This window comes from Gordonibacter massiliensis (ex Traore et al. 2017), from assembly GCF_019731765.1.
Classification (GTDB): domain Bacteria; phylum Actinomycetota; class Coriobacteriia; order Coriobacteriales; family Eggerthellaceae; genus Gordonibacter; species Gordonibacter massiliensis.
This window is the reverse complement of sequence record NZ_JAASIO010000016.1, coordinates 83,013-101,354: the sequence shown is the minus strand read 5'-3', so window position 1 is coordinate 101,354 and position 18,342 is coordinate 83,013. Positions and strand designations below refer to the sequence as shown.

The window sequence follows — 18,342 nt, the reverse complement described above, 5'->3', positions numbered from 1 at the left end:
TGCGGCAGGCCGAGGTGCTTCTTGCAGGCCACCTCGCAGGCGTGGCAGCCCGTGCAGAACTCGTAGTCGATCAAGAGTGCGTTAGCCATAGATGGCACCTACCTTCACGTCGCCGTTGGACTCGTCGATGACCTTGGAATAGCCGCCGTGCTTGGTCACCTGCTCTCCGGGCAGAACCTCGCTGTTCTCCTCGGTGCACCGGTAGACCCGGCACAGCTGGTTGGCGTACGGGGCGCCGAACCCGGTGTCGCCGTTCTCGCACTGCGGGGTGAGGTTGTTGATGTTGGAGTCGAACACGCCGAAGAGGTTGGGTTCGGCGCCCTCGGTCTCGGGGAACCACCAGCCGTGCTCGGCGCGCACGACGCGGTCGTCGAGCGACGGGTTCACGTGCAGCCTCTGGCGGCAGCGGCCGCGCTGGTTCTCGATCCACGCCCAGTCGCCCTCGCTCAAACCGTGCTCGGCGGCGCTCTTGGCGCTCATCTCGAACAGGGGGTCGGGGTGCAGCTCGCGCGAGACGGTGCCCGCTTGGCGATGCTCGGAATGGAAGAACTCGAAGGAGCGCGCGCCGGTGGTGAGCACCAGCGGGTACTTCTCGGCAAGCTCGGGATTGCTCACCGGCGAGCAGCTGGGTTCCTTGAAATCGGGGAGAGGATCGTAGCCCCACAGCATCAGGTTCGTGTTGTACAGCTCGATACGTCCGGACGGCGTGTTGAAGCCCGGCTGGCCGTCGGGGCGCAGCAGGCCCTTCTCGTGCTTGAAGTACTGGAACTCGGGGTAGGACCACACGACCTTCTGCGCTTCCTCGAAGCTCTTGTACGGCAGCTTGTCGTTGGTCTCGTGCTCGAAGATGTGGTTGATCCAGCCGATGTTGTCGTCCCACGGGAAGTTCTCGGGGTGCAGGCGCTTGCCCACCATGGTGACCAAATCGTCGTCGGACACGCACTCCTCGTACTGGGTGACCTTGGTGAGCGTGCGGTTCGGCACCCACCAGCAGCGCTGGGAGTTGCGCTCGGGAGACATGGCGGCCGGCAGGACCAAGTCGGCGAAGGCGACGGCGGTGGGCGTCATGAACAGGTCGTTGACCACCACGAAGTCGACGCCCTTCAAGGCGCGGTAGATGCGCGGCGCGTCGGCGCCCATGTTGGCGATGGGGTTCGTGGACGTCATCCACACCATGCGGATGGGATACGGCTCGCCCGTCTCGATAGCCTGCAGCACGGAGTCGGCGTGGGCCGAAGAGCTGTAGCCCGCCCGGCTCATCAGCGGGAACTCGGCGCCCAAGCGCTTCGCCTGGACCTCGGGCGACAGCAGGTGGTAGCCGTAGCCGTAGGACAGGTTCTGGTCGAAGGCGTTGCGGATGACGATGTTGCCGCCGGGGTTGTCGACGTTGCCCGTCACGACCCAGAGCGAGTTGACGGCGCACGCCGTCGCCGTGGCGTTCGTGGTCTGGTCGAGCTTCAGGCCCCATTGAATGGCGGCGGGCTTGGCCTGGGCGTACAGGCGGGCGGCGCCGACGATGTCCTCGGCCTCGACCCAGCACACCTCGGCGGCGCGTTCGGGCGTCCAATCGCTCACGCGCTCGGCCAGCTCGTCGAACCCGTAGCACCAGCACTCCACGAAGTCGTGGTCGTAGAGGTCCTCGGAGATGATGACGTTCAGCATGGCCATGGCCAGCGCCGCGTCGGTGCCGGGGCGCACGCGCAGCCAGTACTCCGAGCGCGCGGCCAACCAGGTGAGCGACGGATCGACGGTGATCATCTTCGATCCGCGCTGCATGCAGTCGACGATCCAGCCCCCGTAGAAGTTGTCGGAGTTGGACACGACGGCGTTGCATCCCCAGTTCACGATGACCTCGGGGCAGCGCCAGCCCGTGCTCTCGTCGTAGCGCTTCTCGAACTGCTGGGAGCAGTCGGCGATCATGAAGTCGCCGTTTTGGGACGCCATGGACGCCGAACGCGGGCAGAAGCAGGAATCGCCGGCCAGGTAGCCCATGGAGAAGTTCGGCGATCCGAAGGCCGCGTAGCACAGGTAGGGTATCTGGTCGCAGTTGTTGCGGCCGGTGCCGATATGGCAGACGATGGACTCGGGGCCGTAGTCCGCCCAGATGGCGCGCACCTTCTCCTCGATGATGTCGAGCGCTTCCTCCCAGGTTATGCGCTCCCACTTGTTCTCGCCGCGCTCGCCCGCGCGCTTCATCGGGTGGCCCAGGCGGGTGGGGTTGTTCACGAACTCGGGCATCTCCAGGCAGCGCATGCACAGCGTCCCCTGGTTGAACGGGTTGTCGGGATCGCCCTCGACCTTTTCCAGCTTGCCGTTCTTGGTGTAGTACAGAACGCCGCAGCCGTCATGGCAGCCCGGTCCCGACCAAGCGGTGGTGCGCGTGACGGTGTATTCGCCGTCCTGCCATTGCCACTCACCTCGATGGCTCTCGTAGTAGTCTTGCGACATGTGCAGCTCCTCTCTTAGGACTCTCTCGCCTTGGACGTTCAGATAGGTGGAATCGAATCGAAACAAGCAACGCTTTCCCAAGCGCTTCCCTCGGAAGCGCGATTCTCGCCTCTCGAAGAGGCCTATGGTTCGGTTGTGGTTAGTCTTCCGCTGATCCCGCGTCGATCTTGCCGTAGGCGTCGCCGTACTTCTCTATCTTGGTGCAACCGACCAGGATGAGGTCGATCACGCCCAGGACGACGATCGCGATGGCCGTGGGCAGCAGCACGTCGATAACGGACGCCCCGCCGACAAGGCTCATGACCAGCGCGGCGATGGGCGTGCCGATGAAGCAGCCGAGCTGATGGAACGCGGTGTTGAATCCCATGGCCCGCGTTGCCGCCGCGATGGGCGTGAGGTTGGTGACCATGTCGCCCGTGCCCGGGATGATGATGGCGAAGCCCCAGTGGCCGACGAGGAAGGCGACGGCGTACAGCGCCAGGTTGAACGAGCCGGGCTGAGACAGCAGGGCGGCCGCCACGTAGAGCACGCCGAGCACGAGGATGGACACGGGAAGCGTCCACTTCCCCAGCTTCTTGTACACCGGGCCGAGAGTCAAACCGGAAACCGCGCCCACGAGCGTCATGGCGGACAGGATCCATCCCGCGACGATCGGATCGGCTATGACGAACGAGCAGTACAGGATGGTCGGCATGGCGAACCCGGTCACGAGCGTGAGCATGAGCATGTAGCAGAACGTGATGGGCGGGATCTTCGCCTTCACGGCCTGGCCCGTGGCCTTTGCCAAGTCCTCGGCCTGCTGGGCGTCGGTCTCGGGCTCTTTGAGCGTGAATATGACGACGACCAGCGGGATGATGCCGATCAGGTACACGAGGAAGCATGCCTGCCAGCTGATGACGGCAAGGTAGCCGCCTGCGAACTCCATGATCATGCTGCCCAGGTTGAAGCAGCACATGCCCACTCCCAGCCACGAGGCCCTCTTGTGCTCGTCGGCCACCGATTTGAACACCAATGCCTGCGCCAGCGGATACGACCAGCCTACGGCGAAACCGAAAATGAAGCGCGAAACGAGCAGGGCGGCGAACGACGTGCCCTGCGCGATGAACGGCCAGCAACCCGATATCACGTACAGAACGATCGCGGCGATGATGGACGTGCGGTACTTGATGAACTTGCCCGTCACGGCGCCCGAGATGATGCCCGAGGGTATCATGCCCAAAGCCACGATGCTCACGATGTAGGCGATGTTCGCCCCGGCGTCGGGAAACGCCATCGACATCGTGGCCATGCCGGCGTTGACGCCGCCCTGCGATGCTCCCAGGGCGAAGATCGCCATGATGGGCACCATGATCTTCCCGAGTCTTTCCTGAGTTTGCATGCTCATCCTACTCCCCTTTCTTCGGAGAATCCCTGCGTTGCAATGCTCCTCCTACCTATTCGAGTCCCCTCGAACGATGAAAGTATAGGAAGGCGGCGGCGCATACGAAAAATGACGATTGGGAGTAGCCGCATGCCCCGGGCATATCGCTTCCATGCCGTTTTGGAATTGGTGGTATTATCCGCGTGTGTTCTAATATAGTCGAAGGCAGCTTCCTCGCTTCGCGGGAGGAGTATCCGTAGAGTTCTCGTCAAGGGGGTGGGAGCTTTGGATGTCCGCATCGTCTACGAGTTCGTCGAGCTGGCCAAGAACCTGAACTTCACGGAAACGGCCCGGCTTCTCAACATGTCGCAGCCAACGCTGAGCAAGCACATCAACGCGCTCGAAAAAGAGCTGCGCCTCTCCCTGTTCGACCGGACGGGGTCCTCGATGCGCCTGACGACCGCGGGCGCGTCGCTGCTGTCGTACGCCTACAAGCTCATCGAGGCGCAGATGGCCTTCAGCGAACGCGCCAAAGAGCTGCGCGTCGCGCCGTCCGTCCACCTGTCCATCGGCGGGCTCGTCAACGAGGAGATGGTGACGCGGGCGCTGAGCTGCATCCTCGCGGAGCTCGGGCCCGTTTACGGGTTCAACTTCCTCGAGACGAAGCCCTGCCGGCATCAACTGCCCCGGGAGATTCTCGAAGAGGGCGGCTGCGACATCGTCTTCGACTACCTGTCGGAAAGCGATGTGTCGGACGACGACGAAATCGGAGTCGTGCAGCTGGGCAGCTGCACCTGGGTGGCGCTCATGAGCAGCAGCCATCGCCTGGCCCAGCGGGAATCGATCTCGCTTTCGCAGCTGAGGGACGAAACGCTCATAAAGATCGAGGGATCGCACGTGAGCGACGCGTGGCGCTACATCGAGGAAGCCTGCCGCTCGCGGGGCTTCAAGCCGAAAACGCGCAGGCACTACTCCATGAAGGAGACCGACCTGCTCACCACGGCAGCGAGCATCAGGGACGACGTGCTGATCATGGGAACCAACTTCACCAAGCGCGTGGGCATGGGGATCGCCCCCTTCTGCGTGCAGGTTCCCATAACCGACGACGACGCGTTCTTCCCCATATCGGCGGCCTACCGCCTTGACAACGCCAACCCCGTTCTCGACGAGGCCCTCGAGGTGCTCTGCGCAAGCGTCGAGAGGAAATGACGCCGACCGGCGCGGTGCGCCGGCACAACGGGCGCTCGAAAGGAAGTCTTAGCCATGCCCTGCTATCCCTGCTCCCATTGCAACAAATGCGGCATCTTCTCCTTGCGGTTGGACTTGCGCTGCAGCACGTGCGGCGAGCCCATCCCGGCCGGAGGCAGGGTCTGCCGAACGTGCGGAACCCCGTTCCTGCACAACATGGTCCGTGGGAAAATCGGCAAGCCCGAGGGTTCGAAAGACTACTACGCGGACCGCTACGATCCCCCCGGCGCCGCAGGCGCGTGATCGAGCCGAGCGCCAAGGAATTCGAAGGCTGCGGTCGAGGGAGGGGGGGGCTTTCCTCACCTCGGTCGCACGCAGGATCGCGCATGCGCAAAAAACGGGAGCCCGCCTCTTCAAGGCGGGCTCCCGCAGGCGCACTGCGCTCGCGTCGCTACTGGCGCGCTTGGTAGTCGGCCAAGGCGATCTCGACGATCTCCTTGTTCCGGCAAACGGTCCACGTGGGCTCGGTGACGCTTTGCTGAACGGCCATGCCCTCCACGCCGAGCAGGACCTGAGGGTCGCCTTCATCTTCCACCATAACTTTGACCTGGGCTTTCATGGCTCCCGGGTCGAACACGTAACGATCGATTCCGGTGCTCTCGTCATACTCGTGGGAAACAACTGTAAGCATCTCGCTCTCCTTACCTATCCAATCCGCCAACCCCTGCCTCGAAAGTGTAGAACGGATTCCCCGCATAGGGGAAATGCGCATTCGTTCCGAGCCGATGCCGTTTCGGAATAGCGCCAGAGAACAGGCGGCGGACGCGCATCGCCCGCCGAAGTCGCCCGCAAACGGGAATCGCTTCATCCGAGACCAGCATACCCGCATGCCGAATCGCTATTTGGAGAATGCCTTTCGCGGCTCGTATAGTTTCGCGTGGGTTTCCATCATTCGAAGGAGGGAGAAGGAAATGGGCATTATGCAAACGCACGGCATCGACAGGCGGAACTTCCTGAAAGGGTCCGTCATCGCCGGCGGAACGATGGCGCTCGGCTTGCTGGCGGGATGCAGCAACCAAGCGCAAGGGTCGGAAGGCTCCGAGAAGGGATCCGGGGAGGGATCCGCATCCGAATTCGCGCAGGCCGGCCCGAAAACGTTCGCCGACGACTACATCGTCAGCCCGACTGCCGCATGGGAGAAGTACGCGACCGTCGAGAACAGCGGGCTCATCGAGGGCATGAACTTCAAAGACGGCACCCTGTGGTTCATCGACGTGGCGATGTCGAACATCCTCAAAGTGGAAGACGGCAAGGCCGTGGTCGTCTACCACGACGACGCCAAGAAGGCCATGCCCAACGGCGCGAAGTTCATCGACGACACCACGATGCTCATCACCGATCGCTCGCAAGGGCTATGCACGTTCGACATCGAGACGCTCGAGTACAAAATGCTGCTGGGGGATTTCAAAGGAACGCCGTTTCTAGGGCTGAACGACCTCGTTCTCGACGGGCAGGGCGGCGCCTACTTCACCGACCCCGGCCAGTCGGACTACCTCGACAAGAACGGCAACGTGTACTACGTGCGCTACGATGCCGCCGAACCCGAGATAGAGCTCTACAAAACCGGGTTCGCGTACCCCAACGGCATCACCATCTCGCCCGATGCGAACTTCCTGTACGTTGCCGAGTTCAACACGAACTCGATCCTCTGCGTGCCCTCGAAAACCTACGTGGACGCGAAGGACACGCCCTACGTCGCCGCCCGGCTCACCGGCGGCCACGGCCCCGACGGCCTGCTGACCGACGCGGACGGCAACATCTACGCAGCGCACCTGAAAGCCGGCGAGGTCGTAGTCGTCGACCCCGACGGTTGGGACATAACCACCGTGCGGCTTCCCGAAGGCGCCGGCATTTTTGTCTCGAACCTGACGATCCACGACGGCTACCTGTACGCCTGCGAGTTCGGCCAAGGCATAATCTGGAGAATCCCCACCTCCGCCAAACAAAACGCCTTAGGCTAAGCAAAAACCTCCCAACAACACCCTCCCACTAAGCCCAGGAAGATAGCTCAATCCGCAAAAGGCCAGGGCCGGAGGGGTGCGGGGTGCGCCGTAGATTCCGCACGAGCCGAACAGCCCTGTGGGCTGTTCGCGCGAGCCAGGACTGACCGAACGGCGCACCCCGCACCCCTCCGGCCCGACCAGGTTGAACAACCCCTAAGCCATCTTCGCCAGCCGCGCCCCATGCCAGCGTCCGAACACCCCGTACAGCCAGTGGAACACCGCCGCCACGCCCACGGCGCACGCGACGAACAGCACGGTCATCTCCAGCGTGAACGGCACGATGCCGAACAGCCCGTGCAAGAGCGTCGCGCCCAGCACGGTGCCGCCCACCACCACGACCAGCAGCGCCGTGCGTATGGGCGTGAACGGCACCGACAGGCGCACGATGAGCATGGAGCCCACCCATGCCGTGAGCAGCACGCACAGCGTGGACACCTGCCCGTAGTCGAAACCCAGCGCTAGGCGCCCCACCACGTTCACCGTCAGCACGGCCAGCACCGCGCACACGGCGCCGGGGATGGACTTCACGATGACGTTCTCCAAGAAACGGCCGCGTATGCGGTCCTTGTTCGGTTCCAGCGCCAGCACGAACGACGGGATGCCGATGGTGAACGCCGAGATGAGCGTCATCTGGATGGGCTGGAACGGGTACTGCCACGGCAGCAGCACGAACAGCACGGCCAGCGACATGGACAAGAGCGTCTTCACCAGGAACAGCGACGCCGAGCGCTGCAGGTTGTTGATGGAGCGCCGCCCCTCGGCCACCACCTTCGGCATGCTGGCGAAGTCGTTGTCCACCAACACGAGCTGCGCCACGTTGCGCGCCGCGTCCGAGCCGGCCGCCATGGCCACCGAGCAGTCGGCCTGCTTGAGGGCCAGCGTGTCGTTCACGCCGTCGCCCGTCATGGCCACCACGTGGCCGCGCTTCTGCAGCGCGACGACGAACTGCTTCTTCTGCTCGGGCTTCACGCGGCCGAACACGTGGTAGCGCTCCACGGCCTCGGCCACCTGCTCGGGCGTCTCGAGCGTCGTGGCGTCCACGTAGGCGTCGGCCCCGTCCACGCCCACCTGGGCCGCGATGCCCGCCACCGTGCGGGGGTCGTCGCCCGAGATGACGTTCACGGTGACGTCCTGGTCTTTGAAGTAGCCGATGGTCTCGGCCGCCGTGGAGCGTATCTGGTCGTGGATGGCCACGAAGCCCAGCGGCACGGGGGCGCCCACGATGCCCCCGTCCTCGTCGAAGCCCTCCACGCGCGCCACCAGCAGCACGCGCGCCGTGGCGGCCAAGGCAGCCGCCTGCTCCTCCACGACGACGAACGCGTCGCCCAGCACGAACTTGCCGGCACCCATCACGTAGGCGCACTCCCCGAACGCCGCGCCCGACCACTTCTTGTCGGACGAGAACGGCACCACGCGCGACGCCGGCAGCGGCTCGAACCCGCCCGCCGCGCAGTGCGCGGCCACGGCCTGCGCCGTCTCGTTCGGATCCTCGTCGGCCGCGGCGAGCGACGCCAGCGCCCGGCAGAGCTCTGCCTCGTCGGCGCCGTCCACCGCCTCGATCGAGGCCACCTCCATGGCCCCCGTGGTTATGGTGCCCGTCTTGTCCAGGCACAGCGTGTCCACGCGCGCCAGCGTCTCGATGCAGTACAGCTGCTGCACGAGCACCTTGCTCTTGGCCAGGCGGATCACCGCCACGGCCAGCACCGTGGACGTGAGCAGGATGAGGCCCTCAGGTATCATGCCCACGAGCGCGGCCACCGTGGACAGGATGGCGTTGTTGAGCTCGACCCCCTCGCCGCTGAAGAACTGGCGGGCGAACAGCAGCGCGCCCACGGGGAATATGACGAAGCTCACGAACTTGATGATGCGGTTCAGGCTGTTCATGATCTCGGAGTTGACCTTCTTGTGCTGCTTGGCCTCCGCGCTGATCTTCGCCGCGTAGTTCTCGTGCCCCACGTGCACCACCCGCGCGCGCACCGTGCCGGCGTTCACGAACGAACCGCTCATGAGCTCGGCTCCCTCGGCCTTCTTTATGAGGTTGCTCTCGCCGGTGAGCAGGCTCTCGTTCACGTCGGCCGCGCCCGACACCACCACGGCGTCGGCCGGAACCTGGTCGCCGCGGCCTAGCACGATAAGGTCGTCGCGCACGATCTCGTGCAGGGGCACCTCCACGCGCTCGCCGTCGCGCACGACCGTGGCGTGCGAGCCCGCCACGATGCTCAAACGGTCGGTGGTGATTTTCGAGCGTATCTCCTGCACGATGCCGATGACGACGTTGCATGCGATGACAATCATGAACAGCATGTTCTTGTACGAGCCGGTGATCAGCACGAACGCGGCCAGAATCACGTTGATGGCGTTGAACAGCGTGCAGATGTTCTCCAGCACGATCTGCTTGATGGAGCGCGTCTTCACGTCCACATCGGCGTTCACGTCGCCGCGCGCCACGCGCTCGGCCACCTCGGCGGCGGTGAGCCCCCTGGGTTCTTCGACCATGCTGTCCTCTCGCTCTCTGCCCGGCCCGAAGGTCGCCGCCTTCGGGAAAACCCGCATCTCCGCGCTCCATTCTACGGCACCGGACGCGAAACGGCCCCCGCTTCGCCCGGAAGGGGGGCCGTTCACGCGAAACCTGCAAAACCCGACCGACGCATAAGGGTGGCCTTACGCCGGAAGGCAGACGCTTCCCCGGCGCCTCTGCCTACGCCTGCTGCTTCACCCGCATGGCCAGGAACAGGCACACGGCGATGATGACGATGTTGACGAGCGACGCGGGGTCGAACGTGCCCTGGGCGATGGCCATGCCCAGGCCCACGAGGCCAAGCGCGAGGCCGATGATGCACAGCACGAAGAACGGCCCCACCTTGCGCGGGTTCTTCGCGCCGCGCAGCCCCAAAAGGCCAATGACGAGGTCGACCACGCCGCCGATGACAAGCGTGACGCCCAGAACGGCCGCCACAATGCTCGCCGAAGCGGCTGTTCCGTCCACGTCGATGGTTTCGCCGCTCAGGAGCGAGCCGCCCGCCGCCATGAATATGCCCAGCACGAGCAGTACGACGGCGTAGACGATAGTGATGATGGAAATGACCTTCAAAGCCTTCTGGGAACCAGACATATCGTTTCCTTTCGAATCGTTGCCGGCCGCGCATCGCACGGCCGGCAACGATTATACGATCCGCGAAGGGGACCGGGTCGCCACCCCGCACGGTTCAACGGGTTGTTGAAAACCGCGATCGGCCGACCGGCTACTTCGATTCCAGCACGGGAATGGGCGTCTCGTCCGTCTCGTCCAGGTTCTTGTCCCACACGTAGTGCTTCGTCTCGCGCGCGATCAGGCCCGACAGCAGCAGCACCACGATGATGTTCGGCACGGCCATGAGCGCGTTCGTGATGTCGGAGATGGTCCACACCAAGTCGCCGATGCCGATGGCGCCCAAGAACGCCACCACCACGTAGATCACCTGGTAGGGGCGCACGGCGTGCTTGCCGAACAGGTAGGCGGCGCAGCGGTTTCCGTAGTACGACCAACCCAGGATGGTGGAGTAGGCGAACAGGATCATGCCGATGACCAGAATGGGCGTGCCCACGTAGGGAATGGACGCGAACGCCGCGCTCGTGAGGTCGGCTCCGGCCTGGATCTGGCCCGATTCGAGGATCCCGGGGTTGGCGATGAGCGTGGACACCAGCACGATACCCGTGAGCGCGCAGATGACCACGGTGTCCCAGAACGTGCCGGTCATGGACACGAGCGCCTGGCGCGCCGGGTTGCGCGTGGAGGCCGCCGAAGCCACGATGGGGGCCGAACCCAGGCCCGACTCGTTGGAGAACAGGCCGCGCGCGCAGCCGAACTGCAGCGCCATCATGATGCCGGAACCCACCGCGCCGCCGAACGCCGCCTTGGGCGTGAACGCGCACTCGAAGATGAGGCAGATGGCCGGCCACACGTACTCCCAGTTCATGCCGATGATGACAATGCATCCCCACGCGTAGGCGATGGCCATGAACGGCACGAGCTTCTCGCACACCTTCGAGATGACCTTCACGCCGCCGAAGATGACGATGGACACCATGATGACGATGGCCAGGCCGATGCCCCAGGCGGGAATGCCGGGGAAGTTCGACGTGATGATGCCCGTCATGGCGCTGGACTGCACGGCCGAGCCGATGCCGAACGAGGCGATTGCCGCGAACAGGGCGAACGCGCCGGCGCCCAAGAGGCCCCACCACGGCGCCTTGCCGTCCTTCTCGAATGCGCGGCGCCACGCGTACATCGCACCGCCCAGCATGTTGCCGTTGTGGTCCTTCACGCGGTACTTCACCGCGGCGAACGTCTCGGAGTATTTCGTGGCCATGCCGAACACGCCGGTGAGCCACATCCACAGCACCGCGCCGGGGCCGCCCGCCAAGATGGCCGTGGCCACGCCCACGATGTTGCCCGTGCCGATGGTGGCCGACAGCGCCGTGCACAGCGCGCCGAACTGGCTGATGTCGCCCGGAGCGTCCGGGTCCTTCGTCACCGACAGCTTGATGGCCGTGGGCAGCTTGCGCTGGATGAAGCCCGTGCGAAACGTCAGGTACAGGTGCGACCCCAACAGGATCACGATCATCGGCGGCCCCCATACGAAAGCGTCAATGTCGCTGATGAACTGGACGATGTCCATGAATTCCCTCTTTCTCCCGTCGATCCCCAAACGGCGAGGAAGAGCCATTGCCGAAACCGAGTGACAAGCGGCAATCCATTTCGGCAGAAGCACTTTCCCGCACTAAAGTGCTTGGATTATAGCCACACGAAAACGTCATCTTTGTTAACAAGGGAAAAACAATCGGGCGAACGGGCGATTCTCGCACGGGCAACGAGCACAGGCGCGGGGGCTGCCGAGGGGGCCGCTTCACCGCGCCCCCTCGCAAGTTGTCCAGAAAACGACGTCAGCAGCGCGGGCGGCCGCTCCGGCGGCCGCTCATGCGGAATCCCGCGACCGCGACGACGGCGCTGGCAAGCGCGACCGCGAGCGCGCCGGCGATGGGAGCTGCGGTATCGCCCATGGCGGGCATGGGCTTGCCGCCTGCGGTGCCGCCGGCCCCTCCACCGCCCGCGGCTCCGCCCTGCTCCCCGCTTTGCTCCTTGCCGAGCGAAAGGTGGTAGGTGACGATAAAGCCCTTATCGACCTCCGTGCCCGCCGGGGTGCCCTGACGGATCACACGGCCGGCCTCGACGGCGTCGGAGTGCTCGGGCTCGCCCGCCTCGCCCTTAAGGCCCGCCTGTTCCAAAGCCGCCAACGCCTCGGCCTCGGTCATGCCGCCCAGGTCGGGAACGACCACCGCCTCGTGAATGGGAGGCTCGCCCATGGGGTCGGCGTACGCCTTGATGGCGAAGTTGTCGTAATCGAATATGTCACCGGGTTCGGTCTCCGCAGCAGCCGCCTTTATGCTTGCGACTACGTCGAACCAGTCGGCCCATTCGCCATCCTCGAAGGTGAAGCTCTCCCCCTTGTTCACCACGCCCACGGCGTACCGGCTGTAGTTGAGGCCGAGCTCCTCGTTGAGCTTGTCCACGCCCGTCTTGTTGAGCGCCCGGTCGACGGGGATGCAGTACAGCCCGTCGCACTGTTGCGTCACCACCACTGAGAAATGTTGTCCCTGTTCGATGGGCAGGGGCTCTTTGAGCTGGATTCGGTGATATCCGCCGTACTCGTAGGTTTCGGACGCCTTCGCGAGCAGTTTGCCGTCCTTGGGACTCGCGTACCCGTCGTTCAGCAAGTACACCTCGTAGTCGACCTCCGTGCCGGGCTGAGCGGTTTCGCAGGAAAGCGAGCGGACCATCTGATGCTCGCTCGCCTCGAACACGTTCGCCATGGACACGGGATCGTCGCTCAACTGAGCCGTGACGCCTGGCGAGGGCATGAAGTCGTACTGGTTGATGAGGTAGTACTCGGCCGACTCCCCGTAGTTCTCGGTGTAGTAGTCGAACGATTCGGGCAAGACGACGCTCTTGTCATAGTACGACAGGTAGAAGTAGCCGCCGCCGTCAACACCCCATCCGTTCGGGTTGCGATGCGGGAACTCGACGTCCTTCGACCCCCAACTGTTCTTCACGATCCATGCACCGTCGCTGGCGGGGATGCGATTGGAGTCCTCGGCTATCGCCTTCCCATCTTCGTTCAGCTCTCCCGAGACGTCCCCGTCTACGAAGAATTGCGGGTCAAGCTCGCCTTCGGCGGTGGTGAGGTCGGGCTCGAACAGGTACTTGCTATAGGAGTTGTCCCAACCTACGATGCTGACGGCATGGGTTGCAGAAGCGCTTTCATCGTAGGTGTACTGCGCCCAGGTGTTCGGGTTTATGTACCTGCCCTGGGACCCCTGCCCGGGCTGCGACTGGTCGGCTGCGAACAAAATCGACACCGCACGGCCTTCTTGCAACTCGCGCTTGATGGCCTGCGTGCCGCTCTCGTTATAGGTATAGCTGCCGCTGTCGCTTCTTCCCGCAGGCGAGGGAAGGATGCTGCTCTCCTCGAGCTCTATCTCCTGAACGAAGCGCAAGTCCTCGTCAACCGACCAGTCGCCTTCGGACGAATAGTAGACGGGAATGCCGTCCTTTTTTTCTGTACAGCCACACTTGTTGCGATAGGGAACGAGACTCTCGGCCACGGGACCGACGCCCGAGGAGAACACCGAGGTGGTCGTGAACAAGTCTCCACCCTGATCCAGCACGGCAGCGGGATCCGTCGACGTCGTGCGAATGCCCTCGCCCGCCTGCGACCCGGAGCCCTCGGGCAACGGCATGTACGAGAACCAGGCCGTGTGGAGCTCGGACAAGTCCACCGCGCCGTCGTCGGTGGTTATGCCCAGCTCGGACATGATGCTGGTCTCCGAAGCGGCGATAGCGGCGAAGCTCCAGCAGGTGCCCCAGGGGTTCTGAAGCTTCACCGGGGTGACCACGTCCCTATCGCGCAGATCGAGCTTTTCGGGAAGGTCGGCGTTCAAGAGCATGATCCCGTTGCCCTGGTAGGCGCGCACGTCGCGCAGGTCGTCCGGATTCCCGGTGGTCGCGTACCGCGCCACCGCCTGTTCGCTCGAGGCGATGAACCCGTCGGCGATGCCGCTTCGGGGCGACGTCTCGTCGGCGGAGGCTGTCGTGGGGGCAAGGCTGGCCGCAAGCGCGAACGCCAATGCTCCGCGCGCAAGCCTCGCCACCGGATTTGCTTTGTCCAAAGGGGGCCTCCTTCTCGATTCTCTCCACGCGCGAACCCCAAACTTATTGTGTACGCACGCAATAAGGTAAAAGTATAGAGGCGGGAAAGCCGGAAGGCAAGGGACGCGAGGGAACCGATACGGCGGGAAATCGGCGAACCGGAGCGAATCGGCGCCGCTCGGCAAGAAGGGGCATCCGAGGGAAAGCGCGCGGTCGTCCGCTTCGGGCGGCGCGGCGAGTCCGGATTTCGGCAATCGACAAGCAACCGGACGTCGAAGCGCACCAGGTTCGCAGGGAAGCGAAGGCCGCTTTCTACTTGCCCTCCACGACGGGGATGGGATCCTCGTCCACCTCGTCGAGGTGGCGGTCGTACACGTAGTGGCGGGTACCGCGGGCCACGAGTCCGCTCAGCAGCAGGATGGCCACGATGTTGGGAATGGCCATGAGCGCGTTGCCGATGTCGGACACGGTCCACATGACGTCGCCCACGCCGATGGCGCCCAGGAAGGCCACGGCCACGTACAGCACCTGGTACGGCCGGATGGCGCGCTTGCCGAACAGGTACGTGACGCAGCGGTTGCCGTAGTACGACCAACCCAGGATGGTGGAGTACGAGAACGCCACCATGCCCAGCACCAGGATGGGCGTGCCGATGTAGGGTATCTTCGAGAACGCCGCGCTGGCCAACTCGGCGCCCGAGAACACCGTGGGGTTCGCCAGGATGTCGGCCTGGATGCCGGGGTTGGCTATCATGGTGGACACGAGCACGATGCCCGTGAGCGCGCAGATGACCACCGTCGACCAGAACGTGCCGGTCATGGCCACGAGCGCCTGCTCGGCCGGATTGCGCGTCTTGGCGGCCGCCGCGATGATGGGCGCCGAGCCCAGGCCCGACTCGTTGGAGAACAGGCCGCGCGCGCAGCCGAACTGCAGCGCCATCATGATGCCGGAACCAACCGCTCCGCCGAACGCCGCCTTGCCGGTGAACGCGCACTGGAAGATGAGCGCGACGGCCTCCCCCACCACCGGCGCGTTGAGCGCCAGGATGACCAGGCAGCCGCCCGCGTACGCCACGGCCATGACGGGCACGAGCTTCTCGCACACGTTGGAGATGCTGCGCACGCCGCCGAAGACGACCACCGACACCAGCACCACGATGGCGATGCCGATAACCCAGGTGGGAACCGGCACGTTCGACGCGATGATGCCGGTCATGGCGGACGCCTGCACCGCCGACCCCGTGCCGATGGTGGCCACGGTGGCGAACGCGGCGAACGCCACGGCGCCCAGTTTCGCCCACCAGGGCACCCGCCCGTCCTTCTTCTTGAACGCGCGCTCCCACACGTACATGGCGCCGCCCAGCATGTTGCCGGCATGGTCGCGCACACGGTACTTCACCGAGGCGTACACCTCCACGTACTTCGTGGCGATGCCGAACACGCCGGTGATCCACATCCAGAACACCGCGCCCGGCCCGCCGGCCAGAACGGCGGTCGCCACGCCCACGATGGATCCCGTGCCGATGGTGGCCGCCAGCGCCGTGGCCAGGGCGCCGAAGTTGGAGATGTCTCCCTTGCCCTCGGGGTCCTTCCGAAACGACATGCGGATGGCCTGCGGCAGCTTGCGCTGGATGAAGCCGGTCTTGAACGTGAGGAAGACGTGCGTGCCCAGAAGGAGCACGATCATGGCCGGCCCCCAGACGAACGCGTCTATGCTGGAAAGGATTTCAAACATACGGGGCGGTATTGTACCCGACCTGGGGCCCTACGTCGCGAAACTGTTGCCGACCCACACAATTGGGAGGGGCTGCACCCGAAAGCCGTCAATCACGCGCCCTTCGCAGGCGTCCTGTAGGGCAAGGGCTCTGCCCTTGCCGTCAGCCTGCGGAAACGCTGCTTGTCGGGCGGCAAGGGCAGAGCCCTTGCCCTACAGGGCCGGTGAAGCGACATGTTCGGCGCAGCCCCGGTGCAGGCGCGAAGCCGCTTAGGCCTCGGCGCCTATCTTGCGCCAGAAGCGCCTGACGGACTGTAGCGGTATGGCCTCGATGGACCCCTTCGGCGTGCGCACCACCACGTCGTCCCCCTCTACGGACACCACGGTGCGTACCGTCCTGCCGTACTCGCTGCGCAGGATGTCCCCCGGCGCGAGCTCGGCATCGGCCAGGGGGGATGCGTCGGAAACGGGAACGAACATGCAATCACCTATTCTATGCATAATCAAGAATATATATATTCCAGATTAATATGGCCCCAGGGGCAAATCAAGCCCCTGGGGCGCATGTTTCATGGAAAAGTTGACGTTTCGGCTATTCGTTGCATCCTGCAAGGCCCTCGCGCACCGACAAGCGTGTCGCGGCCCCCGTTCGGCGGAGATCGAAACCCGGTCCCCGCCGGAAAGGACTTGGCACAGGCTATCGCAGTTCCACCTCGATCACGTCCCCCACCGCCGGGGGCTCGATGCCGGGGCCGGAGGGCAGCAGGTAGTAGGCGTTGGCCGCCTGGGCCTCGACCGACCCCGGCCGGCCGGCCAAAGGCGTGGTTTCCAGCACGCCGTCGGCGCCCACGGACAGGCTCAGCATCTTGACGCCGAAGAACTCGGGTTCCCCGGGACCCGCGGACGCGGCGCGGGCGGGCGGATGCTCGAGCGGGCGCGCCTCGCCGGGCAGCGGCTCGCCCGGCTCGGGCTTGGGGGCCGAGCCGGGGCCGCCCTGCGGGAACGGGGCCGCCAGGCGCGCCGGGATGCGCGGAACCTCGGGCTCGAGGCCCAGGAACATGCGCATGAGCGGGCGCAGGTAGAAGTTCAGCGTGAACGACGCCCCGCCCGACGGGCCGGAGATGCCCACGATGGGCACGCCGTCCACCAGCGCGTACGAGCTGTGGTGCCCGGGGCCGTGGTTCGTTTGGTGGCAGATGATGTCGCCCAGCTCCTCCATCACCTCGCACGACCAGTCGTCGGACCCCTTGGACGATCCGGCGTTCAGCACCACGATGTCGGCCATCTCGCAAGCGCGCTCGATGGCCTGCCTTATGGCGTCCCGCGCGTCGCGCACGATGTCGAACGGCACGAACTCGCCGCCCCACGCCTCCACCTTGGCGCGCACGAGGATGCTGTTCGTCTCGAAGTTCTTGCCGCGCGCCGCGAACGCCTGCGGCTTGTCGGGGTTGAACGGCACGCCGGGCGGAACCAGCTCGTTTCCGGTGGGGATGAAGGCCACCCGCGGCTTGCGGACCACGGGCACGACGGCGTTGTTGCCGCTCGCGATGCGCGCGGCCAGATCGGCCGTGACGAGCGAGCCGGCCTCGGCGATGACGTCGAGGCGCTTCATCTGGCCGCCCGCCGGGCGCGTGCCGGCGAACCGGCGCGACGGCGCGGCGTCGATGGACACGTGCTGCTCGTCGCACGCCACCCGCACGTGCTCCACCACGATGGCGGCGTCGAAGCCCTCCGGCATGGCCACGCCCGTGTTGGCGAACTCCCAGTCCACTCCGCGCACCCAGCCCGACGTGTCGGGCAGCGCGCCCGGCTCGAGCCCCTCGAAGTCCCGCCAGTGCACGGCGATGGAGTCCATACCGCAGGTCAGGCAGCTGGGTACGTCGCACTGGGCACGCACGTCGTAAGCCAGCACGCGGCCCACGGCATCGGCGACAGGCACCGTCTCGGCGAGCTTGCGCCCGACTTCGCGCCGATGGCTCTCGGCGTCCTGCGGCCCGTCGGCCGCGACGTCGCCCCAGCCGAAGCCGTCGCCCAAACGCGCGAGCATCTGCTCGACGGCCTGCTCGCGCGTCAGTTGGATGTGGTTCGAATGGTCTCTCATGAATCCTCTTTCCCTTGCTCCCACGTGGGCGGCGCGATCTCCCGCAGCGCGCTCCGCACCGACGAAGCTCACTATATCCTAATGGGAATAATACACCACCATAATCCGGCCCCGAGGACAATGCAAGCGAAACCTCCCGTGCACCGGTAGACAAGCAGGCGCGGACAAGCGGTTATGCGAAAAAAAAATTCATTCCCAATCAAAATTATACTTGACCAAGAATAAATTAGGCGTTAAGATACATCTCGAGCAAGGATCGACCCCGACGTTTCTCCTCTCTCAC

14 protein-coding genes are annotated in these 18,342 nt (G+C 64.8%); 3 read left to right on the top strand and 11 right to left on the bottom strand.

Annotated elements, in window-relative coordinates; translation table 11 throughout:
• From HCH03_RS14835 to HCH03_RS14825, 3 genes are all read right to left on the bottom strand, one after another.
• Positions 1–89: 4Fe-4S binding protein (locus HCH03_RS14835; RefSeq protein WP_221690116.1), on the bottom strand; the 89-nt coding region annotated here is incomplete at its 3' end.
• Positions 82–2,448 carry a molybdopterin-dependent oxidoreductase gene (locus HCH03_RS14830; RefSeq protein ID WP_221690113.1) on the bottom strand — a complete coding sequence of 789 codons (2,367 nt, stop codon included), beginning with the start codon at positions 2,446–2,448 and terminating at the stop codon, positions 82–84. The genes HCH03_RS14835 and HCH03_RS14830, both read right to left, overlap by 8 nt.
• A 139-nt stretch (positions 2,449–2,587) precedes the next feature.
• On the bottom strand, positions 2,588–3,832 hold the full coding sequence (locus HCH03_RS14825; protein WP_221690112.1) for an MFS transporter: 1,245 nt from the start codon (positions 3,830–3,832) through the stop codon (positions 2,588–2,590).
• A 261-nt stretch (positions 3,833–4,093) separates the two neighbouring features.
• Between HCH03_RS14825 and HCH03_RS14820 the strand changes: the two genes are divergently transcribed.
• On the top strand, positions 4,094–5,017 hold the full coding sequence (locus tag HCH03_RS14820) for a LysR family transcriptional regulator (protein ID WP_221690111.1): 924 nt from the start codon (positions 4,094–4,096) through the stop codon (positions 5,015–5,017).
• 54 nt (positions 5,018–5,071) lie between these two features.
• On the top strand, positions 5,072–5,299 hold the full coding sequence (locus HCH03_RS14815) for a hypothetical protein (protein WP_221690110.1): 228 nt from the start codon (positions 5,072–5,074) through the stop codon (positions 5,297–5,299).
• A gap of 148 nt (positions 5,300–5,447) precedes the next feature.
• Here the strand turns inward: HCH03_RS14815 and HCH03_RS14810 are convergent, their stop codons facing one another.
• Complete coding sequence (locus tag HCH03_RS14810; RefSeq protein WP_221690109.1) at positions 5,448–5,687, bottom strand: hypothetical protein; 240 nt, start codon at positions 5,685–5,687, stop codon at positions 5,448–5,450.
• A 280-nt stretch (positions 5,688–5,967) separates the two neighbouring features.
• Between HCH03_RS14810 and HCH03_RS14805 the strand changes: the two genes are divergently transcribed.
• Positions 5,968–7,017 (top strand): SMP-30/gluconolactonase/LRE family protein, encoded by a 1,050-nt coding sequence (locus tag HCH03_RS14805; RefSeq protein ID WP_221690115.1) that lies wholly within the window; start codon positions 5,968–5,970, stop codon positions 7,015–7,017.
• 195 nt (positions 7,018–7,212) lie between these two features.
• Here the strand turns inward: HCH03_RS14805 and HCH03_RS14800 are convergent, their stop codons facing one another.
• The 7 genes from HCH03_RS14800 to HCH03_RS14770 form a co-directional block, all read right to left on the bottom strand.
• Positions 7,213–9,555: an HAD-IC family P-type ATPase gene (locus HCH03_RS14800; protein ID WP_221690108.1), complete on the bottom strand. Its 2,343-nt coding sequence runs from the start codon at positions 9,553–9,555 to the stop codon at positions 7,213–7,215.
• A gap of 202 nt (positions 9,556–9,757) precedes the next feature.
• A complete protein-coding gene (locus HCH03_RS14795) occupies positions 9,758–10,171 on the bottom strand; it encodes a hypothetical protein (RefSeq protein ID WP_185904903.1) in 414 nt (137 codons plus the stop codon).
• 130 nt (positions 10,172–10,301) lie between these two features.
• On the bottom strand, positions 10,302–11,717 hold the full coding sequence (locus tag HCH03_RS14790) for an alanine/glycine:cation symporter family protein (protein ID WP_080144845.1): 1,416 nt from the start codon (positions 11,715–11,717) through the stop codon (positions 10,302–10,304).
• Between the two features lie 265 nt (positions 11,718–11,982).
• Positions 11,983–14,265 carry a lectin like domain-containing protein gene (locus HCH03_RS14785; protein WP_221690107.1) on the bottom strand — a complete coding sequence of 761 codons (2,283 nt, stop codon included), beginning with the start codon at positions 14,263–14,265 and terminating at the stop codon, positions 11,983–11,985.
• Positions 14,266–14,557: 292 nt separating this feature from the next.
• Complete coding sequence (locus tag HCH03_RS14780) at positions 14,558–15,979, bottom strand: alanine/glycine:cation symporter family protein (protein ID WP_221690106.1); 1,422 nt, start codon at positions 15,977–15,979, stop codon at positions 14,558–14,560.
• Positions 15,980–16,228: 249 nt separating this feature from the next.
• Entirely contained in the window at positions 16,229–16,438 is a 210-nt protein-coding gene (locus tag HCH03_RS14775) for a hypothetical protein (protein ID WP_221690105.1), read from the bottom strand.
• A 217-nt stretch (positions 16,439–16,655) separates the two neighbouring features.
• Complete coding sequence (locus HCH03_RS14770) at positions 16,656–18,059, bottom strand: molybdopterin-binding protein (protein ID WP_221690104.1); 1,404 nt, start codon at positions 18,057–18,059, stop codon at positions 16,656–16,658.
• Positions 18,060–18,342: the final 283 nt, after the last annotated feature.

Excerpts from the sequence above, each read along its gene's own strand:
- HCH03_RS14830 (WP_221690113.1), bottom strand. The coding sequence starts at position 2,448 with ATGTCGCAAGACTACTACGAGAGCCATCGAGGTGAGTGGCAATGGCAG.
- HCH03_RS14825 (WP_221690112.1), bottom strand. The coding sequence starts at position 3,832 with ATGAGCATGCAAACTCAGGAAAGACTCGGGAAGATCATGGTGCCCATC.
- HCH03_RS14815 (WP_221690110.1), top strand. The coding sequence starts at position 5,072 with ATGCCCTGCTATCCCTGCTCCCATTGCAACAAATGCGGCATCTTCTCC.
- HCH03_RS14810 (WP_221690109.1), bottom strand. The coding sequence starts at position 5,687 with ATGCTTACAGTTGTTTCCCACGAGTATGACGAGAGCACCGGAATCGAT.
- HCH03_RS14805 (WP_221690115.1), top strand. The coding sequence starts at position 5,968 with ATGGGCATTATGCAAACGCACGGCATCGACAGGCGGAACTTCCTGAAA.
- HCH03_RS14800 (WP_221690108.1), bottom strand. The coding sequence starts at position 9,555 with ATGGTCGAAGAACCCAGGGGGCTCACCGCCGCCGAGGTGGCCGAGCGC.
- HCH03_RS14795 (WP_185904903.1), bottom strand. The coding sequence starts at position 10,171 with ATGTCTGGTTCCCAGAAGGCTTTGAAGGTCATTTCCATCATCACTATC.
- HCH03_RS14790 (WP_080144845.1), bottom strand. The coding sequence starts at position 11,717 with ATGGACATCGTCCAGTTCATCAGCGACATTGACGCTTTCGTATGGGGG.
- HCH03_RS14780 (WP_221690106.1), bottom strand. The coding sequence starts at position 15,979 with ATGTTTGAAATCCTTTCCAGCATAGACGCGTTCGTCTGGGGGCCGGCC.
- HCH03_RS14775 (WP_221690105.1), bottom strand. The coding sequence starts at position 16,438 with ATGTTCGTTCCCGTTTCCGACGCATCCCCCCTGGCCGATGCCGAGCTC.
- HCH03_RS14770 (WP_221690104.1), bottom strand. The coding sequence starts at position 18,059 with ATGAGAGACCATTCGAACCACATCCAACTGACGCGCGAGCAGGCCGTC.